Below are 26774 nucleotides of genomic sequence, written 5' to 3' on the forward strand. Positions count from 1 at the left end.
GCAAAGGGGGAATTCGCTTACATGTCCGAGAGTGATGTATAATTCGAATTTCCCGCTTGTGCCGTTCGGCACCTTCTGCAATGACTAAGTTTGTATTCGTTACGGGGGGCGTAGTCTCCTCATTGGGTAAAGGCATCGCTGCCGCCTCTCTCGCCGCCATCCTTGAATCGCGCGGTCTCAAAGTTACCATGCTCAAACTGGATCCGTACATTAACGTTGATCCGGGTACCATGAGTCCATTCCAGCACGGTGAAGTATTCGTTACCGACGACGGTGCTGAAACTGATCTGGATCTGGGACACTATGAGCGTTTTATTTCTTCAAAAATGAAGAAAGTAAACAACTTCACGACTGGTCAGATTTATGAATCCGTGATCCGCAAGGAACGTCGCGGCGAATATCTCGGTAAGACCGTGCAAGTGATTCCGCATATCACCAATGAAATTCAGGAATTTATTCACCGTGGTGCTGAAGGCGCAGATGTGGCGCTGGTTGAAATTGGCGGTACTGTCGGCGATATCGAATCATTGCCATTCCTCGAAGCCGCACGTCAGTTGAGTCTGCGCGCAGGGCGTAATGCTGCTGCCTTCGTACACCTGACGCTGGTGCCTTATGTTGCTGCTGCCGGTGAATTGAAAACTAAACCGACTCAGCACAGTGTGCAAAAGTTGCGTGAAATCGGTATCTTCCCTGATGCCTTGTTGTGCCGCGCTGACCGTCGTATTCCTGATGATGAACGGGCAAAAATTTCTTTGTTCGCCAACGTGGCTGAAGATGCTGTGATTTCGGTATGGGATGCCGACACCATCTACAAAATTCCTCAGATGTTGCACGATCAGGGGTTGGATAAAATCGTCTGCGACAAACTGGCTTTGTCACCGAAACCAGCAGATTTGTCCATGTGGGACAAACTGATCTATGCACTGGAAAATCCAAAAGAAGAAGTTACGATTGGCATGGTTGGTAAGTATGTCGATCTGACAGAGTCATACAAATCATTGACAGAAGCCTTGCGTCACGCCGGTATTCATACCGAAAGCCGCGTGAATATCGAATACGTGGATTCCGAAGAAATCGAAGCACATGGTACTAAAGCGCTGGAAAAATATGATGCGATTCTGGTACCAGGCGGATTCGGTAAACGCGGTGTCGAAGGTAAGATTCTTGCCGCACGTTATGCCCGTGAAAACAAAATTCCTTACCTCGGCATCTGCCTCGGTATGCAGGTCGCACTGATTGAATATGCCCGCAATAAAGCTGGTCTGACGCTGGCAAATTCCACAGAGTTTGATCCTGAGACAGAACAGCCAGTGGTTGCCCTGATCAATGAATGGCAGAACCATGATGGCAAAGTTGAGAGCCGCGATGAAAATTCGGATCTCGGCGGTACCATGCGTCTCGGTGCGCAGACTTGCGACATTAAACCTGGTACGCTGGCGGCTGAAATCTACGGTAACTCAGTGACTGAGCGTCACCGTCATCGCTACGAAGCGAATAACCATTACCTTGATCGCGTTGAAGCGGCTGGTCTGGTGGTCTCTTCCCGTACGGCGACAGAAGGCCTGTGCGAGATCATGGAATTGCCACGTGATGTACATCCTTGGTACATGGGCGTGCAATACCATCCAGAGTTCAAATCAACGCCACGCGATGGTCACCCATTGTTCATTTCTTTCGCCAAAGCTGCACTTGCCCATAAAAAGGCTCAAGGAAAATAAGCATGAAATTATGCGGATTTGATGTTGGTCTCGACCAGCCATTCTTTTTGATCGCAGGTCCTTGCGTGATTGAATCTCAGCAAATGGCGTTTGATACTGCCGGTCAGTTGAAAGAGATCACGCAGGCGTTGGGGATTCCGTTTATCTACAAATCCTCTTTTGATAAAGCGAATCGTTCCTCCGGCACTTCTTTCCGCGGCCTCGGCATGGAAAAAGGTCTGGACATTCTGGCTGAAGTTAAAAAGCAAATCGGCGTTCCAGTGCTGACGGACATACATGCGATTGATGAAATCACCCCGGTTGCAGCGGTGGTCGATGTGCTGCAAACGCCTGCTTTTCTGTGTCGCCAGACAGACTTTATCGAAGCTTGCGGTCGTTCCGGTAAGCCTGTGAATATCAAGAAGGGCCAGTTTCTGGCACCGCATGATATGGTCAACGTGATTGCCAAAGCGCGCGCGGCAGCGAAAGCGGCTGGCCTGAATGAAGATAATTTCATGGCGTGCGAACGCGGTGCTTCGTTCGGCTACAACAATCTGGTGTCAGACATGCGCTCGCTGGCGATTATGCGTGAAACCAATTGCCCGGTCGTTTTCGATGCAACGCATTCTGTGCAATTACCCGGTGGGCAAGGTACAACGTCCGGTGGGCAGCGTGAGTTCGTGCCTGTACTGGCGCGTGCAGCGGTTGCGGTTGGTGTGGCTGGCTTGTTCATGGAAACACATCCGAATCCGGCGGTGGCAATGTCTGATGGCCCGAATGCAGTACCTTTGGGACGCATGAAAGAATTATTATCCACGCTGATTGATCTGGATCGTGTGGTTAAAAAGAACGGATTCCTCGAATCCAGCTTCGCATAAATTGACATCTGCATGATGCGCCGCTGTTGTCAGTCAATGGCAAGCGGCGAAAGATAAAGCGACGTTTTCTCCGCGATGTCCGGCTCTGTGATGAGTGGGGCGTCGCGATCGTTTTATCTGCAGCTTAGTTTTTTGCTGTGTGCGGAGTCAGAACAGGTTTTACTTTGTTATCTATATTGATCGTTGAGGAGAATTAAATGAGTGCCATCGTTGATATTATCGGCCGTGAGGTGATCGATTCACGCGGTAACCCAACAGTTGAATGTGATGTTTTGCTGGAATCCGGCGTGATGGGACGTGCTGCAGTGCCATCCGGTGCCTCGACAGGTTCGCGCGAAGCGATTGAATTGCGCGATGGCGACAAATCCCGTTACCTCGGTAAGGGCGTGTTGAAAGCCTGCGAACACATCAATACTGAAATCGCTGAAGCGATCATGGGTCTGGATGCAAACGAGCAAGCTTTTCTTGACCGCACATTGATCGATCTCGATGGTACAGAAAACAAAGGCCGTCTTGGCGCCAATGCGATTCTGGCGGTATCGATGGCGGTGGCAAAAGCCGCGGCAGAAGAAGCTGGTTTGCCTTTGTATCGTTATTTCGGCGGTTCAGGTGCAATGCAATTGCCTGTACCTATGATGAACGTGATCAACGGTGGTGCGCACGCAGACAATAATCTGGATATTCAGGAATTCATGATTATCCCGGTTGGCGCGCCAACTTTCCGCGAAGCGATTCGCTATGGTGCGGAAGTATTCCACGCTCTGAAAAAAATTCTGCACGACAAAGGTCTGACAACGGCCGTTGGTGATGAAGGTGGTTTTGCGCCTTCCGTGGATAATCATGAGTCTGCGATCAAAATGATCATTCAGGCGATTGAAGCGGCAGGTTACGAGCCAGGTACACAGATCGCTCTGGGTCTGGATTGCGCTGCATCTGAATTTTACAAAGATGGTAAATATCACCTCGAAGGTGAAGGCCTGACTTTGTCTTCCACTGATTTCACTAATCTGCTGGCGACCTGGGTTGACAAATATCCTATCATCTCGATTGAAGATGCGATGGCAGAAGGCGATTGGGAAGGTTGGGCAATCCTGACTGAAAAACTGGGCAAAAAAGTACAGTTGGTCGGTGATGATCTGTTCGTCACGAACACCAAGATCCTGAAAGAAGGCATACAGAAAAATATCGCCAATTCTATCCTGATCAAAATCAACCAGATCGGTACGCTGACAGAAACTTTCGCTGCGATTGAAATGGCGAAACGTGCTGGTTATACCGCTGTGATTTCTCATCGTTCCGGTGAAACAGAAGACAGCACGATTGCTGATATCGCGGTCGGTATGAATGCGTTGCAGATCAAAACCGGCTCTATGTCGCGTTCTGATCGCATGGCAAAATACAACCAGTTACTGCGTATTGAAGAAGATTTGGGTGAAATTGCGAGCTATCCAGGTCGTGATGCATTCTACAATCTGAAGTGATCTGGTAACATGGTGCAAAAAAAGGGGAACGCTGTTCCCCTTTTTACTATTTTTATTCTGATGTGAGTTTTTGTGCGACTGATTGCTGTTTCCTTCGTTATTTTGCTGGCGCTGATCCAATATCCTTTGTGGTTGGGGAAGGGCGGCTGGTTGCGCGTGTGGGAATTTGAACGTCAGGTCGCTCAGGCGCAAAGTCAGAATGAAAAACTCAAAGAACGTAATGCCAAACTGGAATCGGAAGTCGCCGATCTGAAAACCGGTACCGACTCTGTCGAAGAGCGCGCCCGCTTTGAATTAGGTATGATCAAAAAAGATGAGATTTTTGTGCAGATTCTGGATAAAAATGCGCCATCTCCTGCTTCTATCTCCAGCACCTCTCCCGCCGAAAAGTCGCAAGCCGCGATTAATCACTGATCCATCCCCGATGTGACGCTGATGCAACGCCGATGTTGTTGCCATTTTTTTTCTGTTTTTGTTTCTTCGTTTTTTCTTTGCTTGATCAACGTGAAGTTGCCACGTCTCGCGTTATCATAAGAAAACAGTTAAAAAATATCCAATGATGTCAGTCTTTCTGCTTGCCTGAATTCTGCATGATGCAAACGGGCAAACAGCTTGAGTCTAATGATGCAGGAGTCGTGAATATGATAAGAGTAGTCGCTGTCGTTGGTGCTGGTGCGATGGGGCGCGGCATTGCGCAGATCAGTGCTCAGGCTGGCTTGCAGGTATTGTTATTCGACACCAATGCGGCGGTCTTAGAGAAAGCCCGGGCTGATATTTTTGCGCAGTGGGATAAGCTGCAGCAAAAAGAAAAAATCACCCCTCATCAATGTGCTGTCGCTAAAACAAAACTCCATATCGTCGATGAGTTGCAGGCGCTGGCTGCCAGCGATCTGGTGATCGAAGCCATCGTCGAAAATCTTGACATCAAACGCGACCTGTTCCGCCAGCTTGATCAGATTGTCCGTGACGATTGCATACTGGCGACGAATACCTCTTCTCTTTCTGTGACGGCGATTGCTGCGTCTGGCAAGCTGCCACAACGCGTGGCGGGTCTGCATTTTTTTAATCCCGTGCCGCTGATGAAAGTGGTTGAAGTCATTGACGGTTTGCTGACCGATGCAACGATTGCGCCACGGCTGATGAATTTTGTCGGCGAACTTGGTCATACTCCCGTGCGGGCAAAAGATACCCCCGGCTTTATCGTGAATCATGCCGGGCGCGCTTACGTGACGGAGGCGTTGTGCTTGCTGCAGGAAAACGTCGCTGACTTTTCACAGATCGACCAGATCATGCGCGAAGCAGCCGGATTCAGGCTGGGCCCGTTTGAATTGATGGATCTGACTGGCCTCGATGTCTCGCATCCGGTGATGGAAGCGATCTATCACCAATATTATGAAGAACCACGCTATCGCCCCAGCGTGATTGCCGCACAACGCGTGCAGGCCGGCATACTAGGGCGCAAGACAGGGCGCGGGTTTTACACGTATCCGGCAGAGCCTGTCGTGCCGCGCCTGCCTGATAGCGCGGCCTGGACAGGTAAGGTCTGGCTCAGTCATGAAAACAGGCTGGCATCCGATGCCCTGACAGATTTATTTGTCCGTTGTGATCTCGTGATCGATGAGAGTCTGACGCCATTACCAGAATCAATTTGCATCGTCAGCCCCGATGGTGGAGACGTCAGCACCTGCGTTGCGCGACTGGGTCTCGACGCTCGCCGCACCTTTGGAATCGATTGTCTGACCGGTGCTCACGGTCACCTAACCCTGATGTTGAATCCTGCATCTGATCCGGCGCTGGCACAAGGTCTGGCGCTGAGTTTAGGCAAATACGGGCAGTCTGTCAGCCTGATACAAGATAGCTACGGCTTTGTCGTGCAGCGTATGCTGGCAAGCATCGTCAATGTCGCCTGCGATATTGTGCAGCAGGGCATTTGTACGCCGCAGGATCTCGATAAAGCGGTCGTCGCTGGCCTCGCTTATCCACTCGGGCCGCTCGCGTGGGGCGACAAACTGGGTGCTTTACGTATACTATTGATACTAAGAAATTTGTTGAACAGCACAGGTGATCCCCGTTATCGCCCCAGTCCGTGGCTGGTGCGCCGGGCGCAACTGGGTTTATCGTTGTTGCATGTATCACCGTCAGAAGGAATTCCGCTCAATTAAGTGATTCCGTTACGGTAGCCCGATGCATGGAAAACAAATTTCAAGAGACATCATTCAGAGTGGAAAGCAGTGCATGAATCTGGACATATCATTGGTGTATGAAGGCATATCAAAATACCTTACCAGCGTCATCAGTCCGATCTGTCGCGGTTTATGTGCTTGCGGCACTCAGATGAATAAAATTTAAAAATCATTCAGGAGAATTTAATGGCCAAGGCAGTATTCAGTTGGGAAGACCCTTTATTGTTGTCCTCGCAGTTAACGGATGAAGAGCGCATGGTGCAGGAAGCGGCGCGCGCGTATTGCGAAGAAAAGCTGGCACCGCGCGTGCTGGAGGCTTTCCGTCACGAGCGCACTGATCCATCGATTTTCCGCGAAATGGGGGCGCTGGGTTTGCTTGGTTCCATGATTCCTGCCCAATATGGCGGTGCGGGTCTGAATTACGTTTGTTATGGCCTCGTTGCGCGTGAAGTTGAACGCATTGACTCAGGCTATCGCTCTATGATGAGCGTGCAAAGTTCGCTGGTGATGGTGCCTATTAATGAATTCGGCAGCGAAGCGCAAAAGCAGAAATATCTGCCGAAACTGGCGTCGGGTGAATACATAGGATGCTTCGGCCTGACCGAGCCGGATCATGGTTCCGACCCTGGCAGCATGGTCACTCGCGCCAAAACCGTACCGGGCGGCTATTTGCTGACCGGTGCCAAAATGTGGATTACGAATAGCCCAATTGCGGATATTTTTGTGGTCTGGGCAAAAACTGACGATGGCCGTATCCGTGGTTTTATTCTGGAAAAAGGTTGGGAAGGTCTGACTGCACCGGCGATTCATGGCAAGGTCGGCTTGCGTGCATCGATTACCGGTGAAATTGTGATGGATGAGGTTTTTGTTCCCGAAGAAAACCTGTTGCCGCATGTCGAAGGCTTGAAAGGGCCATTCACCTGTCTGAATTCGGCGCGTTACGGTATTGCCTGGGGTGCGCTGGGTGCCGCAGAATTTTGCTGGCATACGGCACGCCAGTACACGCTCGACCGTCTGCAGTTTGGCCGTCCGCTGGCGGCAAATCAGCTCGTACAGAAAAAACTGGCGGATATGCAGACCGAAATCACACTCGCGCTGCAAGGTTGCCTGCGCCTCGGACGTATGAAAGACGAAGGCACTGCCGCTGTCGAAATTACCTCGATCATGAAGCGCAATTCTTGCGGCAAATCGCTGGAAATTGCCCGTACTGCACGCGACATGCTGGGCGGAAATGGTATTTCAGATGAGTACGGCATTGCGCGCCATCTGGTGAATCTGGAAGTCGTGAATACCTACGAAGGTACACATGATATTCACGCCCTGATTCTGGGGCGTGCACAAACCGGCATCGCCGCCTTCTGATTGCGTCGCCAATCAAAAAAACCGCAGTGTTCGCTGCGGTTTTTTTATTTCCGTATGTTGCCAGCAACAGCGTCGCATCGCCCGGGGGGGCACGCATATCCGCTTTCCAGACCCAATAAAATAGCAATTTCAGGGGAGTATATTGCATTTTAGGCTTATTCTCAGCGTTAATGCTGGGCTTTAAAATATACTAGGGGGGAGTATATTTTCCCTGTTTTTAGCTGTTTTCATCTGTTTTTGCCTGCCTGTGGCGAGCTGTGAGTAAAGCTGGCATCAGTGATCTGCCAGTTTTGGACAGTCAGCCTTGAAGAAAAAAATGGCGGCGACATGCGTATTCCAGTAAAAACCAACCATCCATTCCAGTTCAAAAACAGCCAACCATTCTCGTTCAATGGCGGCCAGTGATTCCGATCTGCAGTAGTCCATTGATTACAGTCGATACCGACACGGCAGAAGTGATCATGTAAATTTGGACTGATGATTTTATATGACCGACGGCTTTCGCCCCAAAGCGGACGGTCAAACCTACTCCAACTCCGACTCATAAATTTCGGCCTCGTACAAGCTGTTGCCTGATTCAGTGAAATACGCCAACACCATCGGCAACCCAGCCGGACCAATGAACCCCTGGTCTAGGACGACCAAGTCCCCGATACGCGGAACTCGACCTTCCGGTGAGAGCACCCTATAGCGCTATGCGGGCAACTCCACTAGTAGTTTGGCACGAGAGGCGGATTCATTCGAGAACATAGTACGCGCAAGTTCAGAAAATTTATGTGTGTTGAGTAGAGGACGGTTTCTGGCCGAACTTGGCTCACCTTATAAGCCGGCTTATAGTGGGTCTAGGTCAGTTGGAAATTGGCTGGCACGTTGCCAGCCATCATCATCCAGGTCGTCAACTACATCTCGTCTGTGCCAAGCTCGATTCAAGTGTGAAAACACATGAGCAAGGTCTATGCGAAAGTTGACCTCATCATAATCGGGTTCGCTGCTCATCTTCGAAATCAGCGAGGTCAAGTGTTCTTGGGCATCTTCCAGCTCGTACATCAGCATAGCCCAGCCAACCGAGGTCTTTTCATTACTAATCATGCGACAGCCTTAGTTTGTTTTCAATATGTCGTGAACTTCCGCTCCTGGCCGATCTCTGCAATTGAATTCACTTTCACTCTCGATTTACCTGCGCATCAAGAATCACGAAGATTGAACACCCTGCTACCGACTCAATTGAACATGGCTTATCTGTGTTGGCACAAACCAGACTTCTGCCATGCTCATCTATCCACTCTCGCTCGATTACACAAACAATGAAACCGGGCTGCGGATATTGGCTCTCACTCGAAAGGGGGGCCTGACTTACGACTGGCCCTTTTTCTACAAATCGATGCTCAACACCAGTTGCATCAACGAGGCGACATTCGACGAAGCCTGGGAATTGCTCGTCAACTAACTGTGTAATTTCAACTGCGATGGAAGCCATATTTATTCAAATTCCGAACAGCCGCTTTCAGAAACATTTTCGAGTGACCGCTTGTGGCCGAACTCGGCCTGTGTCCGTAAGGATAGCATCTTGCTTAGCTGAAAAATACGTGGAATATCACAACTTCGAACGGCGATGCCGACAATTCCACGAACACTAGCCAAGCTTTAAGTTATCCGTCGAATGGACGGCATTGGGCCGGAACGAGTGGCATGGTTTGAGCGAGAACAGCTGGCGGAAATAGATGAGAATACGCAGCGAAATAAAAAAAGCTGCCAGAGTGTGGCAGCCTTCTTTGAAAAAAATACGGCAGATCAGTGCTTGCTGTCGCCTGCGGGCAGGATGCCTTCTGCCAGTGTTTTTGCAACGAATAACTGGGCGCAATCTACCGGGTCGAAGCCATAATGTTTGCCGCAAAAATCGCAGTTGATATCGAGTTTGCCGAATTCAGCAATCGCGCTTTCGACTTCATCTATCCCCAGCATTTTCAGCATATCGCCGACTTTTTCGCGGGTGCAGCTGCAATGAAAACTTGGGTGCAGCGGGTCGAATACGCGCAGCGTCTGTTCCCAGAATAAGCGGTGCATCAGCGTGGCAATATCGTGATTCAGCATTTCGTCTTTTTTCAGGGTGTCGCCCAGCATCACCGCATGGTTCCATGCTTCAGCTTCGTCTTCTACCTGCGACTCGCTGCCGCCGACTTTCGGCAACTTTTGCAGCAACATGCCGCGCGTGACTTTATCGTTTGCCGCCAGCCAGAGTTTGGTGTCGAGCTGTTCTGAGCGCTGCATATAGTTTTCAATGACCGTCGCAATACTGTCGCCATCCAGCGGAACGATGCCCTGATACGCCTGTTGTCCCGGCAGCTTGTCATTCGGGTCCAGCGTAATCACAAAGCGTCCATGTCCATGTGCATGCACCAGATCTTTGAGGGTTTCATGGTCTTCAATGACGGCGTCGTCGGCCAGTTTTGCGGTGGCACGCAGACGCAGTTCTGAGTCGCATTCAACCACCATCAGTTTGACCGGGCCATCACCGTGAATCTGCATGATCATCGTGCCGTTGAACTTCAGATTGGCAGAGAGCAGGGCAGCGGCGGCCATCAGTTCGCCCAGCATGGTTTGCACCGCTGGCGGATAGGTTTGGTGCGACTGCATTTGTTGCCAGGCGCTTTCCATTTCGACCAGCTCGCCGCGTACGCCAGCGTGTTCGAACATAAATTTTTGTAAGGTGTCTGTCATGGTGATTCTGTTTTTCTGATACGGGTAAAAATTTACAGGATGCTGCTAATACAAGCCAGCGTCCTTTCATTTTTAATCAAGATTAATCAATACTAATCAATACGTTTAAGTTGGGTTTTATAAGCCTGACCACGGCTGGCATAGTTTTCAGCGTTGTAGCGCATGCCCAGAATGTCTTGTTCTGTCAGTTGGCGTACGGCTTTGGCCGGGGTGCCGATAATCAGCGAATTATCGGGAAATTCTTTGCCTTCAGTGACTAGCGCACCGGCACCGACCAGACAATTTTTACCGATTTTCGCGCCGTTCAATATCACCGCCTGTATGCCGACCAGTGAGCCGTCGCCGATGGTGCAGCCATGCAGCATCGCCTGATGGCCTATCGTGACGTTTTTACCCACAGTCAGTGGATAGCCAGGGTCGGTATGCAGGATGCAGCCCTCCTGCACATTGCTTTTTTCGCTGATCGTGATCAGTTCATTGTCGCCGCGTATCGTGACATCAAACCAGATGCTGGCTTGCGCTTCGATTTTCACTTTACCGATGATTTTTGCGGTATCGGTGATGTAAGCAGAGGCATCGATTTCCGGCGCGATATCGCCTAATTGGTAGATGGGCATGATAATTCCGTAAAATAGCGGCTGATAAAACTTTGTTTGCGGTCGCTCACACAAGCAAGGGAATAGTTGTGTGACGATAGTAACAAAGACTGCATTCTGAACTGGTATCGATGCCGCATGGCCGTGTCTCGGATGAAGCTGCGGGCTGGCCTTACTGATGCATCGACAAGTATTTAACCCGTTATTTTAACGCTCCGCGCCCGATGATGCCGGAGTAATCAAGAAGAAGAGTATTTTGCAAACACATTCACCTATGGAATTACGTGCTGCGGCACTTTCCGCTCTGCTGTCCAGCGACACCGGCGTTAAATGCGCGATCTTGCGGGCGATACCAGATGACGTGCCCATCGATACGCAACAGCAGTTTGCCATTCCCGACGGCATCCCCGGGCGTCCGGAGAAGCCAGAGCTGATTCCACCCGGTCAGGTCGGGCGCAGGTCTATGCAGACGCTGGAGGGCCGACGCATACTGATCCACGCACTCGCGCATATCGAGATGAATGCGATTAATCTGGCTGCAGATATTTTGTGGCGTTTCGCCGGAATGCCGGAGCAGTTTTATCGCGACTGGCTGAAAGTGGCGAAAGAAGAGGCATATCACTTTCAATTACTGGAAGCGCATTTGCAGGCTATGGATAGTTATTACGGCGCGTATCCTGCCCACAATAGTTTGTGGGAAATGGCAGAAAAAACCCGTGACGATTTGCTGGCAAGGCTGGCGCTGGTGCCGCGCACACTTGAAGCACGCGGGCTGGATGTGACACCTGGCGTTTCCGCGAAACTGGCGCAGGCAGGGGATAAAGCCGGGGCAGATATTCTGATGATTATTTATCGCGATGAAATCGGCCATGTCGCGATTGGCAATGCCTGGTACAAGCGTTTGTGCGATGAGCAGGGGTTGGATGTGATCGCGACCTATGCGCGTCTGGCGGAGCAATACGCAGCACCGAAATTACGCGGGCCTTTCAATCTGGAAGCCAGACGCAGCGCCGGTTTCAATGAAGATGAGCTGAATGAGTTGACAGCATTGCATCAGGCATAGCCTATGTTTCTGCTTTTCTGCGTTTGATTTTCCGGATATCGTGCAAGTGGGATTAAGGCAAAAAAAATCCCCGGAAGGCTGCCTTCCGGGGTAACACCTTCTTGCTCTTACGCTTGCTTGCGGCGCTGAAAGGATCAAGCGCCGCGTATGCTTCATCTGACTCCGCTTTGCACTGAATCTACACTCAGTCGCCCGCCTTGATGCTGCCTATGCCTTCGACCGATTTACTCAGGCTGCGCGGATTACCGTAATACGTCAGACTGCCTATGCCTTGCACCGAAGCATTCAGCCTGTCACGCGCATACACAGAAACGGCACCCACGCCCTCGATGTTGGCATCAACACGCTCGGCCAGTAATTCTTTGGTATCGACTAAACCGATACCGCGTGCTGCGAGATGCAGCGAGCGGGCTTTGCCACTCGCCACCAGTTTGCCAGCACCTTCATAAGAAATGGAAAAATCATTGGCATTGATATTTTTCAGGCGAGTCACACCTGCGCCTTCCATTTTGAAACTGTTTAATTCCGGCACCGTGATGATGACTTGCGCATCATCGGCAATCCGCACCGAATTTTTTTCTTTATACGAGATCAGCAGTTCATTGCCGAATACTTCCGTCACCACCTTACCGGTAAATTTGTCATTGCCACGGATAGTGATGGACTGCGCTTTGCCAACTTCGACCGTGACATTAAACGCACTGCGGCTGCGGATGGTATTGAAGGCAGGCACATCGCGGCTGACATCTTCTGCTGACGCCATGCAAGACATGAACAGTAAAGGCAAAATCAACATATAGCGCATGAGGCTCTCCGGTAAAGTTGAAACGGTGATGATCCAGTAGGAATTCTTGCATCAACGATGCGTGACCGCTGAGTGATGGGGCAGAGTATGTGCCGCGAAAAATGGAAAGCCCAGCGATTTGCGATGGAATGCAAAATCCGTGGTTTAGGCTGCGTAATCGTCGTTCTGCACGGCGGGGCGGGGTGATGAACGTTTTCTAATTGCGTTGTTTGAATACGCTAAAAATGACGTGTGTTGATCGTGCGTTTACCATGAGATCACTGTTAACGGAAGCGTAGGCGAAAATTAATAGTAACAAGCGTATTGCGGATGTTGAAAAATTGTTACCATAATTGCATTGATATGTTAGCGTCGTTAGGCATTCAACTAATTTCTGCTTTAACCACGAAGGAGATGCAGCCATGAAAATTTGTACAGTTTGGGGTGACATGTCCTCTGATAAGTCAAGCGAAAACTACCCCACAGACTTGTTCTGCGATGAATGCTTCAGCGAAATGAGAGCAGATGAAGAGGACTCTAGGGTCGTCTCTTCTCAAGAAGATGATGGCTCTTATGGAGATACCTGCTCGAATTGTGGAAAAACCGCAGCAGAAGAGATTGAAGAGCAAAGTACATAACATTCGCTCTAAAGGAGGGGGCTGTTCAACAGAGTGCTTTCTCCACTTTCGGGTAGCCTTCAAGCGAAACGTTGGTGTCATAATCAGGGACTTTTATGAGCAATGAAATAAAAAAAATTGATTTAATCAAAAACATGGCGGTCTTTAGGGACTTCAGGTGGTCGTCATCTGTTAGGGATGGCGGCAATAACATCGCTGAGTTTAAAAAGATCAATATTTTTTATGGCCGGAACTACTCCGGAAAAACAACGCTCTCGCGAATTTTAAGAGCTCTCGAAACCGGTTCGATATCTGACAAATATCGTTCACCTGAGTTTCAATTATCGTTTGACGGCGGCAGCAATGCCACGCAAAGCTCATTAAGCAATCACGGCCAAGTCGTTCGAGTCTTCAACGAAGACTTTGTCAAGGACAACCTGCGTTTCATTGTTGATGACGAGCAGACCATTAATTCATTCGCCATCTTGGGTGAAGACAATACTAAGCTTGAGGAAGAAATTGAAAAGCATGAAGCCGAACTTGGCAGTGAGGAGGATAAGTCAGGACTGCTGGGGGAACTCTTCGGTGCGGAGGAAAAGTTTAAAGAGTCTCGAAAAGCTTATGACGAAAAATCGTCAGAATTGGAGAAAAAACTAAGTGATAAAGCCAATAAATCAGGCACTGGAATTAAGCATAATAAATTTTTTGGTGACGCCACCTACAATGTTCCAAAAATAAAAAAAGATATCGCGGTTGTTACTGAAGATACCTATTCTCCGCTTTCTACGGAGCAGGTGGGTAAATTTCATGACCTCCTCAGAGAAGAACCCAAACCGAATATCCCTGAATCATCATTATTTAATCTTCAATACACTGCTATCGCTACAAAGGCTAATGAACTAATTGGAAAAAAGATTCAGGCATCTGATCCAATTCAGGAATTGCTAAACGATGCGGCTCTCGCAGCATGGGTGAGGACTGGTCGGAGCCACCATCATGGGAAAAAAGACAAGTGCGCGTTTTGTGGCAGTGATCTTCCTCAAGATTTGTGGGAGAAGCTGGACAAACATTTTAATCAGGATTCCGAAGAGCTTCGTCAGGCGTTGGAAGCCCTGCTTGGGTCGATTGAGCGGGAGCGGTCCCGAGTTCCTAATTTACTAAAAATCAAAAACTCGGATTTCTACTCTAGCTTTACGGCCGACTTAGATTCGTTGACAGATCAACTGTCAACTTTATCAAAATCTTACAGCGAGAGTCTGGTCTCTATAAAAGAACAGATCGAAAAACGAAGAGATGACATTTTTACGCCTCTTGAATTTAAAACCACGGATTCTGTTGAGAAAGATTTGAATGCTATCAGGGATTCATACGAGGAACTCAGAAACGGATCTAACGAATTTACAGCTTCATTAAGCGCCAGTCAATCTGATGCTCGCGCGGCTCTCCGTCTCTATGAAGTCTATACATTCGTAACCAACATTAAGTATGAAGACGAGTTTGCTGCCATTGAGGCTTTGCATAAAGTTATTTTTAACGCGGAAGAAGTTAGAAATGCCGCAAAAGAAAAAGTTGACGTAAAACGAGAAAAGATTGCTGAACTGAAGGCTCAGTTAAAAGATGAAAGTAAGGGAGCTGATCGGGTAAATGATTACCTAAACAATTTTTTTGGCCACCAATCGCTCTCTCTAGAAGCCATTGAAGAAACCCCAGGGAACGCATCATCTGGATACCGGTTTGAGGTAACTCGAAACGACGAAAAAGCATTCCATCTTAGTGAGGGAGAATGCAGTTTGATAGCTTTTTGTTACTTTATGGCTAAGCTTGAAGACATAGAGACAAAAGGTAACCAGCCGATCATTTGGATAGATGATCCCATTTGTAGCTTGGATGCAAATCATATCTTTTTTGTGTACAGCCTTATTAATGCTGAAATTGTAAAGCCTGAGCAGTATGAAGATGGCGGTGAAATAAAAGAACGTGACCGTTTTAAGCAATTGTTTATTTCGACTCACAACTTAGACTTTTTGAAATACTTGAAGCGACTTCCGGGAGCTTTAAATAAAAACAAATCTCAATACTTTATCCTCACAAGAACGGATCAAGAAAGCAACATCACTTTGATGCCACGATACCTGAAGGAATACGTCACAGAGTTCAATTTTCTGTTCCATCAGATTTATAAATGCGCCAATGCAAACATCGAATCATGTGAGAACTACGACTACTACTATAACTTCGGCAACAATGCTAGGAAGTTTCTTGAGGCATTCTTATACTACAAGTATCCAAATGCAGTAGAAAAGGATGATAAACTTGCGCGCTTTTTCGGAGGTGATGCGCTAGCTGTATCATTAACAGATCGCATCAATAATGAATATTCGCACTTAGAGGGGATATTTGAGCGGAGCGTTCAGCCAATAGATGTTCCAGAAATGAGAACAGTCGCAAAATTTATCCTACGAAAAATTCAAGAGAAAGACCCGGATCAATACACTGCATTGCTCCAGAGTGTCGATGAACCGGACGCCCTGACGGACATTGGTGATCTTTGACGTCAGGCTTGTTTGCAAAACACGCAAAACAATACTCTTCTGAAACTCTCAGATAATCGCAAACTCGCTCGCATGTTTTTCATAATGCAGCAAATCCATCCAGACACCGTGACGCAATACGGCCTGCCGTGAGTGGCCGTATTGTTGGAATCCGCATTTGCGCATCACGGCCTGTGACGGCAGATTATCGGCTATCACCACGGCTTCGATGCGCCACAGATTGAGTGAGCGGAATGCTTCTTCGACCACATGATTGACCGCCTGACTGGCGTAGCCTTTGCCGCCGTGACGTGCGCTGAAGCGATAGCCGAGCGAGGCTTTGAAATAATGTTCGCGTTCTGCGCCGCGCAGAGTCACGCGGCCGACGATGGCATCGTTGACCCAGGCCAGATAGTGATATTCCTTTTGCGCATTCCTCGCCCATTGCGCCTGTTGCAGGCTGCTGCGAACGGCTGCGGGAGTATAAAAACTATCGCCGCGACTGGCGATCCACTGTTCAAAATGCGTGCGATTTTCAAGTTCAAACGCGAGCAGGGCATCGGTGTGCTCTGGCATGGCGAGTGTGATGCTTAAGTGGTGGTCCATGTGCGTGTCAGATCGTGGTTTCAGTGATGCTTGAGTTATGCTTGAGTTATGCGATATTCAGGCGGCATTTGCGTTCGGATTTATCAGCAGAAGCGCATCATCCGTTTCTGTTGGCAGTTTATCTGAATCCGGCGGGCTGCTATGATGAAACGGTATTTAAACGGCATTCAACCTGAGAGAAAATCATGCGCGTTCATCGATTGGCGGTCATTCACTATTTTTTGCTTGCTCTTGCGTGCGTCATGCCTTTGACGATGCATGCGCAGACGTCTGAGCTATCGCCAGAAGGTGCTCGGAGTATTTTGTTGACGGGGTTTGCCGTGAACAAGCAGGCGCAACTCAAAGACATCGATAATATCGCGCAAGGCTTGCCAAGGGAAATCGGGCATCGCCTTGAAAAGCAGTTATGGAAAGTGAAAACGACGCCGGATTTATTATCGACGGAATGGCGTTTGTCTCCGCCGAGCCCGCAACTGCTGGGGCAAATCGCCCGTTTATACGATGTGCGTTATGTGGTGGCGGGTGAAGTCCGCGATGCAGGTATCAATACACAGTCGATGTTGTGGGGATTGCGGGAAAAGCAGAGTCGCGTGATTGATGTTGAGATCAGGGTTTATGATGCGCGCGCTGGCAGCCTGCTGGGGCGTTTTGATTTCAGCGGCAAGGCCAGTGGCGATGTGCTGATCGGGGCGGAGCATGTCTTCGCTGGTGATGCTTTTCGTGCAACCGCGTATGGCAAGGCAATTGATGAAGTGATAGAGCAGGCGACGCAGGCACTGAGCGCCACCTTGCTGAGTCAGGCGCAATAAGCGACAGCTTATCTGCTGCGCCTTCACGGCTCAATCGCCGTTTTTATTCGCACGTTCCAGCTCCTGCAAACGTAATACCCGCCTTTGCACTTTGCCTGTCGTCGTCATCGGCAGGGCCGCGATAAATTCAATTTCTTTCGGATATTCATACGGCGCGAGTTTGCCGCGCACATGCGCTTGCAATTCCTTAGTCAGTTTGTCATTCGCTTTAATGCCGGGGCTTAATACGACGTAGGCTTTGACCAGATTGCCGCGCTCTTTGTCTGGCTTGGGTACGACTGCCACGTTGGCAACTGCCGGATGTTTGATCAGGCAGTTTTCTATTTCAGACGGGCCGATTCGGTACCCGGCTGCTTTAAACATATCGTCCGCACGCCCCTGATACCAGAGATAACCATCTTCGTCGCGCAGAGCCAGATCGCCAGTGCGGCACCAGTCACCGGTAAATTTATTGCGGGTCGCTTCATCGTTTTTCCAGTAGCCGAGGAAAAATACCGGGTCGGGGTGACCGTGAATATCGTAGCGATTCACGGCGACTTCGCCGGTTTCACCTGTGCTGACTTCTTTGCCATCGTCGTCGATGACAGCGACCTGGTGGCCTGGATAAGGGCGACCCATGCTGCCGGGCTTTGCTGGCCATTGCTGATGGCTATTGCCGACGATGTAATTCATCTCGGTTTGCCCGAACATTTCATTCGGTGTGACTTTCAGCGCTGTTTCACACCAGTGAAATACGGTATCACCAACCGCTTCGCCCGCGCTCATAATCGCGCGCAATTTCAGCCTGTATTTGTCGTGTGGCGCAGGGACGGCCTTCATCATCATTTTGAGGGCAGTCGGAAACAAAAACGTATTGGTGACCTTGTATTTGTTGAGCAGGTAAAACGCAGTTTCAGCGGTAAATCTGCCCCGATAACCAACGATAGGTTTGCCAAAATACAGCGCCGGTAACAACGCATCCATCAGGCCGCCTGTCCATGCCCAGTCTGCCGGTGACCAGAACACATCATGCTTTTTCGGAAACCAGTTTTGTGAAGCAACAAAGCCACTGAGATTGCCTATCATCGCCGAATGCGGAATCAGCGCGCCTTTCGGTGCGCCGGTGGTGCCGCTGGTGTAAATCAGGATTGCCGGGTCAGTCGCCCGTGTTTTTTCGCAAGTGAACTCAGCAGGCATGTTGGCAACATAAGCTTCCCATTCCATAGGATGAAAATCGGCAGGCGCATTGGGACAATCGACCGTGATCACGGTCTTCAGGTGCGGGCATTGGTTTGCAATCGACAGGTAAGCATCAAGGCCACTAGCATCAAGTACCAGCGCAACGGCTTCGCTGTGTTGTAAGCGGTATTCCAATGCTTCCGGGCCAAACAAAAAAGACAGCGGCATCGCAATCGCCCCCAGTTGCAGGCAGGCCATCAGCGTAACGGCAGTTTCTGGCCGTTGCGGCATGATGCTGGCGACGACATCGCCGCGATCTACGCCTTGCAGGCGGAGTAAATTAGCGAGCTGGTTTGCCTGTTTTTGCAGTTCGGCATAGGTCAGGCGACCGCTGATTCCTTCACTGTTTTCATGAAAAATCGCAACCCGTTTCGGATCATCGGCCCAGCGATGGCAGCAGACCTCGGCGATATTGAAGTGTTCGGGAACGTTCCAGCGGAAGTCTTGGTACAGTTGCGGATAGTGATCTGCGGGTGTTGATTTTTTCTTTGTGGATGTTGTTTTCAGCGGCTTCATTCTGTCTCCGTTATAATTATCGAACGGTCGTTCTATTGTTGTTATTTTGACGTCCTACATTTGCATCCTACTGCATATCTCTGCGTCTGAAGATGGATAGCGCAGAGTTTCTTGATGAAAAAAATTAATTTGCCATGACAATTGCCCGTAATGCCTCGCGCTCTGAATTCATCCCTATCCGTGGTTTGCAATACCATATCCGCCACTGGGGGAATGAAGACGCGCCAAAAATCTTTATGCTGCATGGCTGGATGGATGTGTCGGCCTCGTTTCAGTTTGTGGTTGATCATTTGCAGCAGGACTGGCATGTGATTGCGCCTGATTTGCGCGGCTTTGGTCTGACGGAAGCGCCGGGCAGCGACACATACTGGTTCCCCGATTATCTGGGTGATCTGGATGCGATTTTGTTGCATTACGCACCGGAAGGCGCGATCAATCTGCTGGGGCACAGTATGGGCGCGAACGTGGTTGGCTTGTATGCCGGTGTGCGCCCTGAGCGCGTGCGCCGTCTGGTGAATCTGGAAGGTTTCGGTTTGCCGACAACGTTCCCGACACAGGCACCGGGGCGTTACGTGAAATGGCTGAATGAATTGCGCCAGCCGCCGGTATTGCGCACTTATGCATCACAAGCAGAGGTGGCGGCACGTCTGCAAAAAACCAATCCACGCTTATCAGATGAGCGTGCCCACTTTTTATCGGCATTCTGGTCGAAACAGAATGCCGACGAGCGCTGGGAAATTCTCGGTGATCCTGCGCATAAACAAACCAGCCCTTTGCTGTTTCAGGTAGAAGAGGTGATGGAGTGCTGGAAAAAAATCAGTGCGCCTGTGCTCTGGATGCAGGCTGACGACACCGATGTCTGGCACTGGATGGGGCCAAGAGAGCAGGCGCAGATAGAAATTGATCGTCGCCTGGCGCACATTCCTGATCTGCAAAAAGAAATGATTGCCGATGCGGGCCACATGTTGCATCACGATCAGCCTGAATTACTGGCACAATTGATCGAAGCGTTTCTCTTAAAATAAAGCATAGTCCGACGCGCGGCACACAGCGTGATCGCGGTGTTCGGCGTATCAGTGCTGCGGTAAAAAAAAGCGTTGCAAAGGATGTGTTTTGCCGGATCAGAATTTAGTCTCATCTATTGAAGAAAAACAGTCAGCGCGCGTGCTTGACGGTGCGCAGTTTCAGCGTTGTCTGGTCATGGCAGGCGGTGGCTTTCGCTTTGGCTATTATCTGGGCATGTATCGCGCATGTCAGTTGCAGGGGAAAACGCCCGATGTGATCGTTGCCAGTTGCGGTGCGGCGATTGCCGGTGCACTGATTCGCCATCTGCCGGAAGACGAACAACGTCTGGCGTGGATCAGTTCACCGCAGATGCATGCATTCTGGCGCGGTCTGCAAGCGAATCCTGATACAAGTTTATGGCGTGCAATCCGGGCCTTAGCCGGGCGTGCTTTGTTTGCCAACGATGCCAGACGTATTCCTGATTTGTTTCAGGATTATCTGTTCGATATTCCTCCTGATTTACCCGTGCCACCGGAACGCAGTTATCCCGGCGCGCCTGCGCTGGCAATCGTTGCGGGACGCATGTTATTCGGGCAGAACGAAGTAGGCACACTCCGCGGCGAAAAAAAATTATTTGCTGAAACCATTTTTACCGAGCCGCGTGTTGCCGCGATGTTAGCCGGCATGCCTTCACCGATTGCCAGCAACGCCCACAAAAACAGTGTGGTTGCGCCGCAGATAGAATTTGAAACGCAGATTGCGGTTGCCGATGCAGTGCGTGCCTCGATTGCGGATATGTATTATTTCCGTTGTCACCGGATTGGTGAGCATCATTATTCGGGTGGTGTGATTGATCTGTTTCCGATAGAGATTGCGCGTCGTCTGGCAAAAGAAGTCATGATGGAACGCAAAGGATGGTATGGCCGGCATATAGAATTGCCTGCCTTGCGCATGGTGTTGGGTATCAACGGCAACCATCGTTTGCGCCAAGTGTTGCAGCAAGAAGCGGATGTCTGGATCGACACGGCTGATATGGAAACGGCACTGGTGCAGCATCAGATCAGCAAACAAATTCTATGGCTGCGCAATCGTATTGTTTTGCGGGTGCCTGAGCGTTACGACGACTTCGTTGCGATGGTCAGACTGCAATGGGAATACGGCTATCAACGCGCCTCGCAGGCGCTGGCACAAGATACCGGCTGCAGGTGATGGCGCTGCTTGCTGATGTCAGCGCAGGTTTTGTCACCGTTTATTTTCTCTGCCGGGACGTATTTTTCACCGCATTGAGCCGGATACGTGTTTGCCCGCTCGGTCGCAGGCGGTCATCTGGAGTACACTGACAGTATTCCTGTTAGCAGCAACCTTGCGTATTTCTGATCATGAACGAAAAAAATTCCTACGGTTTTACTACGACTATTCTACATAGCGATAGACAAAAAAACATTGAACACGGCTCTGTTCATAAACCTGTCCATACTTCCGTTTTATTTGGATATAAGGACGCGCGCGATTTAGCCGCCGTCTTTCAGGGGAAGCAATCCGGTTATCGTTACGGACGTCAGGGTAATCCCACGGTGTCTGCGCTCGAAGATAAAATAACCAGCATGGAAGCGGGTGTTTCTACGATCACCTTTGCGACTGGCATGGCCGCGATTGGCGCGGTGTTTCAGGCTTTGCTGCGCGCAGGCGATCACATCGTTTCATCGAAATTTTTATTCGGAAACACGAATAGTCTGTGGCAAACAGCGAGTGGGCAGGGGCTGGATGTCTCTTTGGTTGATGCGACTGCCGTTGTCAATGTTGAAGCCGCGCTGACGCCGGCGACCCGCATGGTGTTTGTGGAGACTATTGCTAATCCACGCACGCAGATCGCCGATCTCAAGCGCATCGGTCGTTTATGTCAGGAACGCGGGATTTTATTTGTCGTAGATAACACCATTACTTCGCCGTATTTATTTCAGCCTAAAACCGTGGGCGCCAGCCTGGTCGTGAATTCGCTGACCAAATATATCGCCGGACATGGCAATGTACTGGGCGGGGCATTGACCGACACGGGTCTGTTTGACTGGGCTGCGTATCCGAATATTGCCGATAATTTCCGTAAGCAGGCACCGGCGCAGCAAGGCATGGCGCAGGTGCGTGCCAAAGCTTTGCGCGATTTCGGCGCGACCTTATCGCCGGAAGCTGCCCATCAGATCGCGGTTGGCGCTGAAACCATGGCGCTGCGGATGGAGCGCGAATGTGCAAATGCGATGGCGATTGCGACGATGCTGGCAGCAGATTCCCGCGTGGCGGCAGTACATTATCCGGGGCTGGCATCGCATCCGCAACATGCGCTGGCGAATGAATTGTTTCTCGCCTATGGCGCTTTGTTCAGTTTTGAGCTGAAACCAGAAATCGATTGTTTTGATTATCTGAACCGTTTGAATCTGGCGATTAGTGCGACCCATCTTGGTGATACGCGTACGCTGGTGATACCGGTGGCGCATACCATTTTCTTTGAAATGGGCGCTGAACGCCGTGCCGAAATGGGGATAGCGGATTCTCTGATCCGCGTTTCTGTCGGCATCGAAGATACGCAGGATTTGCTGGACGATTTCAGTCAGGCGTTAAATTTCTGAGTATCTGCGTTTGCGCTGAACGCTGTCGGGCGTCTGTCTATGTTCAGAAAACGTTCAGAAGGCAAAAATATACTGGGGGGAGTATGTTAAAACGTGCATCTATCCCCATTTAGCTATGTAGGGAGTAATTGATTTCTGGTCGATACTCCCTATTTTTTACTCATGTCAGCGGTGTGGTAAGACTTTTGACGCTATCTTTTTGCGCAGCGAACTGCCTGGTATGTGGAGACGGTTGTTACCCTGATGTAGTCGATGTTGATCTTTCTGGCAAAGGTAGGCGAATGATATTTGGTTTATCCTGGCGTATGACCATGCGCGACTGGCGTGCGGGTGAGTTGCGGTTTCTGATCATTGCATTAATGGTTGCAGTGGCATCGTTATCATCGGTCGGATTTTTTACTGACAGGCTGCGCAGCGGTCTGAATCGTGACGCGCATCAGTTGCTGGGGGCGGATTTACTCGTCAGTGCAGACCAGCCGGTGAGGCAGGAATGGCGCGCCGAGGCAGAACGGCGCGGCTTGCGTATCGCAGAAACGGTCGTTTTTCCGAGCATGGCGATTGCCGGTGAGGGCGATCAGGCGCAAGCGAAACTGGTGTCTCTGAAAGCGGTCAGTCATGCCTATCCTCTACGCGGCAATCTCAAATTACATCAGCCTGGCGGTGCGCAAAACAAGTCTGGGGTGGCTGAAGTTCTGACGCGGGATATTCCGGCTTCGCGCACGGTCTGGCTTGATCCTGCTTTGCAACTGGCGCTGAACCTGAATGTTGGCGATAAACTGAAGCTGGGTGATCTGGAATTCAGTTTTACGCAGACGATTGCGAACGAACCTGATCGTGGTGCAGGTTTTATGAACTTTGCGCCACGCGCGATGATTTCATTAGACGATTTAGCCGCGACCGGACTGATACAGGACGGCTCACGCGTGACTTATCGCCTGCTGATGGCAGGAGATGCGAAAGCGATTGCGGCTTATCAGACGCAACTCAAGCAAACAATAGAACGAGAACAACTGAAAGGCGTACGTCTGGAATCGCTGGATTCCGGCCGCCCTGAAATGCGCGCAACGCTGGATCGTGCCGAGCAGTTTTTATCGCTGGTGAGCCTGTTGTCGGCAATGCTGGCGGCGGTCGCGATTGCGATGGCTGCGCGGCGTTTCATGCTGCGTCATCTGGATGCTTGTGCGATGTTGCGTTGTCTGGGGCTGACGCAGAATCAGGTCAGCGCCATGTATCTGATCGAATTTCTGATGCTGGGGCTGGTCGGCAGCGTGGCGGGCGTCGTGCTTGGTTATGCAGGACATTATGTGTTGCTGGAATGGCTGGGCGCGCTGGTGGCCAAAGATCTGCCGCTGGCAGGCTGGTTGCCTGCAGCGCAGGGTGTTGCGACGGGCTTGTTGCTGCTGGTGGGTTTCGCGTTACCGCCGGTGCTGCAATTGCGCAATGTGCCGCACAACCGCGTCATCCGTCGCGAACAGGATGCGCCGCAGCCGTTGACACTGGCAACCTATGCGCTGGGTCTGGCGATGTTTCTTGGTTTGCTGTTATGGCAGACCGGCGATATCAAGCTCGGCATGCTGACTGCGGTGGGCTTCCTCGGCGGCATGTTGTTGTTTGCATTGATTGCGTGGGCTGGCGTGTTGTCGCTCAAACGTATGCGGAATCTGTTCCACTTTTCTGCGTGGCGTTTTGCCGTCACCGCATTACAGCGGCGCCCGGGTGCCACGGTGATACAAGTGGTTTCGCTGGCACTGGGTCTGATGGCCTTGCTGTTGCTGACCGTGGTGCGCGGTGATCTTATTACGGCATGGAAAAAATCGACCCCACCGGATGCCCCTAACCAGTTCATCATCAATATCCAACCTGATCAGAAAGAGGAAATTGCGCAGCGCCTCGCGAGTTTTGGGCAGCCGCGCATGTATCCGATGATACGTGGTCGTCTGATCGCGGTGAACAGTAATGCGATTGGTCCTGATACCTATGCGGAGGATCAGGCGCGGCGCATGGTGGACAGAGAGTTTAATCTCTCGACGATGACAGAATTACCGGAGATGAATAAGCTGCTTGCCGGAAAATGGTATGACGATGCAAACGCGACGGCACCTGAAGCATCAGTAGAAGAGGGGATTGCCAAAACGCTGAAACTCAAACTTGGCGATCAGTTGACGTTTGATATTGCCGGGCAACAGACCACGGCGAAAATCACCAGCTTGCGTAAGCTGGATTGGGGTTCTATGCGGGTGAATTTTTTTGTGGTGATCAACCCCAAGGCCATGGTTGATATGCCACAAACCTGGATTACGGCATTTCGTGTCCCGCCAACGCAAATGGCATTCATTAACCAGTTAACGTTGGATTATCCGAATCTGACAGTAGTGGACGTCGGCGCAATGATTAAGCAACTGCAGGATGTGTTGGAGCAGGTCATTACGGCGGTGGAGTTTTTATTCATGTTCACACTGGCTTCAGGCGTACTGGTGTTGTATGCGGCGCTGGCTGGCTCGCAGGATGTGCGTATGCGTGAAGCCGCGTTGCTCAGAGCTTTAGGCGCGACCCGTGCGCAATTATCCCGCGCGCAGTGGGTAGAGTTTTTACTGATCGGTGGCCTTGCCGGATTACTCGCTGCCAGCGGCGCTTCGGCGATAGGCTGGGCATTGGCGAAATTCAGTTTCAATTTTGAATGGACGTTTTCACCGCTGGTCTGGATTGCAGGTTTGTTTGTCGGCGCTGTCTGCGCGATGATCGGTGGCTGGCTGGGCTTGCGCAATGTGCTGAATCAACCGCCATTGCTGAGTCTGCGTGAGGCGTAAATTAAAAGCGATCAGCAAGCGATCACAAAAAATATATCAGGCAGAATTTCGCCGAACAAGAAAGGAATGAGCATGAATCAGAATACTAAAGACACGATACGTTTGTACGTTGACGCAAAGTACACCAGCCCGTATGCGATGTCGGCCTATGTCGCGCTGCTCGAAAAGGGCGTGCAATTTGAGCTGGTGACGGTTGATCTGGCGGCGAAAATCAATTACCAGAACGAATACACCAGCATTTCATTAACCCAGCGCGTACCGACGCTGCAGCGCGGGGATTTTCAGCTTTCCGAATCTTCGGCGATCACCGAATATATTGATGAAGTTTTTCCGGGTACTGCTTTGTATCCGAAGTCGCCAGAATTGCGCGCCCGCGCGCGTCAGGTGCAGGCATGGCTGCGCAGCGATCTGATGCCGATTCGCGTAGAGCGCAGCACACTGGTGAATTTTTACGGACAAAAGTATCCTCCTTTGTCGGCGGAGGCTAAAGCTGCGGCAGACAGCCTGATATTTTTTGCTGAATCTTTATTACCACCCGGAGCAGAAAATTTATTTGGTGAATGGAGTATTGCCGATACCGATCTGGCATTGATGCTGAATCGTCTGGCGATGCACGGTGATGAAGTTCCTGCTCGTTTGTGTGACTATGCGCGGCATCAATGGCAGCGTGCATCGGTACAAAGCTGGGTTCATCAGGAACGTCCGGCTTTATAACAAAACTATCGCAGACGCGTTTCTGACGGCGGACAGATAACATCACAGTGAAACAGTGACTTACACGTTTAGTAGCAAAGAGTGAACCATGAATCAAGACGAGCAAACAGCAAACGCAGCAGCGACAACAACAACGACAAGCATTGACACTGAAGAAGAAAAATCCAATCTGTATGAACTGATCGGTGGCGCGGATAAATTACGCGAAATGGTCGATCGTTTTTATGACCTGATGGAGCTGGAGCCGGAGTTTGCCGGTGTAAGGGCGATGCATCCGACGCCGCTAGATAGTTCGCGTGACAAGCTGTTCTGGTTTTTATCCGGCTGGATGGGCGGGCCGGATTTATATATCAGTCAGTTCGGTCATCCGCGTTTGCGGGCGCGTCATTTGCCGTATGCAATAGCCAGTGATGAGCGCGATCAATGGCTGCGTTGCATGGCGTGGGCGATGCAGGATGTCGGCATTGCCGAACCCTTGCAGCAGCATCTGATGCAGTCGTTTTATCAGACCGCTGACTGGATGCGCAACACGCCGGGATAAGCGCTAACGCGGTTCAGGCAGAAAAGC

At 50.5% G+C, this 26774-nt stretch carries 24 protein-coding genes; 16 read left to right on the forward strand and 8 right to left on the reverse strand.

Features of this window, described 5'->3' with window-relative positions; translation table 11 throughout:
- Positions 1-80: 80 nt before the first annotated feature.
- The 6 genes from KDM87_RS04430 (at position 81) to KDM87_RS04455 (ending at position 7601) form a co-directional block, all read left to right on the forward strand.
- Complete coding sequence (locus tag KDM87_RS04430) at positions 81-1718, forward strand: CTP synthase (protein ID WP_212677979.1); 1638 nt, start codon at positions 81-83, stop codon at positions 1716-1718.
- A 2-nt stretch (positions 1719-1720) separates the two neighbouring features.
- On the forward strand, positions 1721-2575 hold the full coding sequence (kdsA, locus tag KDM87_RS04435) for a 3-deoxy-8-phosphooctulonate synthase (RefSeq protein WP_212677980.1): 855 nt from the start codon (positions 1721-1723) through the stop codon (positions 2573-2575).
- A 197-nt stretch (positions 2576-2772) separates the two neighbouring features.
- Positions 2773-4056 carry a phosphopyruvate hydratase gene (eno, locus tag KDM87_RS04440; RefSeq protein ID WP_212677981.1) on the forward strand — a complete coding sequence of 428 codons (1284 nt, stop codon included), beginning with the start codon at positions 2773-2775 and terminating at the stop codon, positions 4054-4056.
- A 72-nt stretch (positions 4057-4128) separates the two neighbouring features.
- A complete protein-coding gene (gene ftsB, locus KDM87_RS04445; protein WP_212677982.1) occupies positions 4129-4470 on the forward strand; it encodes a cell division protein FtsB in 342 nt (113 codons plus the stop codon).
- A gap of 221 nt (positions 4471-4691) precedes the next feature.
- Positions 4692-6218 (forward strand): 3-hydroxyacyl-CoA dehydrogenase, encoded by a 1527-nt coding sequence (locus KDM87_RS04450; RefSeq protein WP_212677983.1) that lies wholly within the window; start codon positions 4692-4694, stop codon positions 6216-6218.
- Positions 6219-6425: 207 nt separating this feature from the next.
- Entirely contained in the window at positions 6426-7601 is a 1176-nt protein-coding gene (locus KDM87_RS04455) for an acyl-CoA dehydrogenase (RefSeq protein ID WP_212677984.1), read from the forward strand.
- A 273-nt stretch (positions 7602-7874) separates the two neighbouring features.
- Here KDM87_RS04455 and KDM87_RS04460 read toward each other — a convergent pair whose 3' ends face one another.
- From KDM87_RS04460 to KDM87_RS04480, 5 genes are all read right to left on the reverse strand, one after another.
- A complete protein-coding gene (locus KDM87_RS04460) occupies positions 7875-8027 on the reverse strand; it encodes a hypothetical protein (protein WP_212677985.1) in 153 nt (50 codons plus the stop codon).
- A gap of 405 nt (positions 8028-8432) precedes the next feature.
- Complete coding sequence (locus tag KDM87_RS04465; protein WP_212677986.1) at positions 8433-8690, reverse strand: hypothetical protein; 258 nt, start codon at positions 8688-8690, stop codon at positions 8433-8435.
- Between the two features lie 73 nt (positions 8691-8763).
- A complete protein-coding gene (locus KDM87_RS04470) occupies positions 8764-9078 on the reverse strand; it encodes a hypothetical protein (protein WP_212677987.1) in 315 nt (104 codons plus the stop codon).
- 314 nt (positions 9079-9392) lie between these two features.
- Positions 9393-10319: an Hsp33 family molecular chaperone HslO gene (hslO, locus tag KDM87_RS04475; protein WP_212677988.1), complete on the reverse strand. Its 927-nt coding sequence runs from the start codon at positions 10317-10319 to the stop codon at positions 9393-9395.
- A gap of 92 nt (positions 10320-10411) precedes the next feature.
- A complete protein-coding gene (locus KDM87_RS04480; protein ID WP_186885591.1) occupies positions 10412-10936 on the reverse strand; it encodes a gamma carbonic anhydrase family protein in 525 nt (174 codons plus the stop codon).
- Positions 10937-11189: 253 nt separating this feature from the next.
- On the opposite strand from KDM87_RS04480, the gene KDM87_RS04485 reads away from it, so the two are divergent.
- Positions 11190-11978 (forward strand): ferritin-like domain-containing protein, encoded by a 789-nt coding sequence (locus KDM87_RS04485; protein WP_212678656.1) that lies wholly within the window; start codon positions 11190-11192, stop codon positions 11976-11978.
- Positions 11979-12162: 184 nt separating this feature from the next.
- On the opposite strand, the gene KDM87_RS04490 is transcribed toward KDM87_RS04485, so the two are convergent.
- Positions 12163-12783 (reverse strand): GIN domain-containing protein, encoded by a 621-nt coding sequence (locus tag KDM87_RS04490; RefSeq protein ID WP_212677989.1) that lies wholly within the window; start codon positions 12781-12783, stop codon positions 12163-12165.
- Between the two features lie 401 nt (positions 12784-13184).
- On the opposite strand from KDM87_RS04490, the gene KDM87_RS04495 reads away from it, so the two are divergent.
- Positions 13185-13400 carry a hypothetical protein gene (locus KDM87_RS04495; protein ID WP_212677990.1) on the forward strand — a complete coding sequence of 72 codons (216 nt, stop codon included), beginning with the start codon at positions 13185-13187 and terminating at the stop codon, positions 13398-13400.
- A gap of 95 nt (positions 13401-13495) precedes the next feature.
- On the forward strand, positions 13496-15931 hold the full coding sequence (locus KDM87_RS04500) for an AAA family ATPase (protein WP_212677991.1): 2436 nt from the start codon (positions 13496-13498) through the stop codon (positions 15929-15931).
- A gap of 48 nt (positions 15932-15979) precedes the next feature.
- Here the strand turns inward: KDM87_RS04500 and KDM87_RS04505 are convergent, their stop codons facing one another.
- The gene (locus KDM87_RS04505; RefSeq protein WP_212677992.1) at positions 15980-16516 is read right to left on the reverse strand and encodes a GNAT family N-acetyltransferase; all 537 of its coding nucleotides are present in this window, start codon (positions 16514-16516) and stop codon (positions 15980-15982) included.
- A 185-nt stretch (positions 16517-16701) separates the two neighbouring features.
- On the opposite strand from KDM87_RS04505, the gene KDM87_RS04510 reads away from it, so the two are divergent.
- A complete protein-coding gene (locus KDM87_RS04510) occupies positions 16702-17325 on the forward strand; it encodes a flagella assembly protein FlgT middle domain-containing protein (protein WP_212677993.1) in 624 nt (207 codons plus the stop codon).
- Between the two features lie 30 nt (positions 17326-17355).
- On the opposite strand, the gene KDM87_RS04515 is transcribed toward KDM87_RS04510, so the two are convergent.
- Positions 17356-19059, reverse strand: coding sequence for an acyl-CoA synthetase (locus KDM87_RS04515; protein WP_212677994.1), 1704 nt, complete (start codon positions 19057-19059; stop codon positions 17356-17358).
- 134 nt (positions 19060-19193) lie between these two features.
- Between KDM87_RS04515 and KDM87_RS04520 the strand changes: the two genes are divergently transcribed.
- From KDM87_RS04520 to KDM87_RS04545, 6 genes are all read left to right on the forward strand, one after another.
- Positions 19194-20084, forward strand: coding sequence for an alpha/beta fold hydrolase (locus tag KDM87_RS04520; protein ID WP_212677995.1), 891 nt, complete (start codon positions 19194-19196; stop codon positions 20082-20084).
- Positions 20085-20172: 88 nt separating this feature from the next.
- Complete coding sequence (locus KDM87_RS04525) at positions 20173-21273, forward strand: patatin-like phospholipase family protein (protein ID WP_212677996.1); 1101 nt, start codon at positions 20173-20175, stop codon at positions 21271-21273.
- 170 nt (positions 21274-21443) lie between these two features.
- Positions 21444-22685, forward strand: a complete 1242-nt coding sequence (locus tag KDM87_RS04530) for a cystathionine gamma-synthase family protein (protein WP_212677997.1) — start codon at positions 21444-21446, stop codon at positions 22683-22685.
- A 281-nt stretch (positions 22686-22966) separates the two neighbouring features.
- Positions 22967-25492 carry an ABC transporter permease gene (locus KDM87_RS04535; protein ID WP_230407600.1) on the forward strand — a complete coding sequence of 842 codons (2526 nt, stop codon included), beginning with the start codon at positions 22967-22969 and terminating at the stop codon, positions 25490-25492.
- A gap of 72 nt (positions 25493-25564) precedes the next feature.
- On the forward strand, positions 25565-26206 hold the full coding sequence (yfcF, locus tag KDM87_RS04540) for a glutathione transferase (RefSeq protein ID WP_408058683.1): 642 nt from the start codon (positions 25565-25567) through the stop codon (positions 26204-26206).
- 88 nt (positions 26207-26294) lie between these two features.
- Positions 26295-26747: a group II truncated hemoglobin gene (locus KDM87_RS04545; RefSeq protein WP_212677999.1), complete on the forward strand. Its 453-nt coding sequence runs from the start codon at positions 26295-26297 to the stop codon at positions 26745-26747.
- Positions 26748-26774: the final 27 nt, after the last annotated feature.

The sequence above is a fragment of the Cognatundibacterium rivi genome (assembly GCF_018139565.1).
Classification (GTDB): domain Bacteria; phylum Pseudomonadota; class Gammaproteobacteria; order Burkholderiales; family Burkholderiaceae_D; genus Undibacterium; species Undibacterium rivi.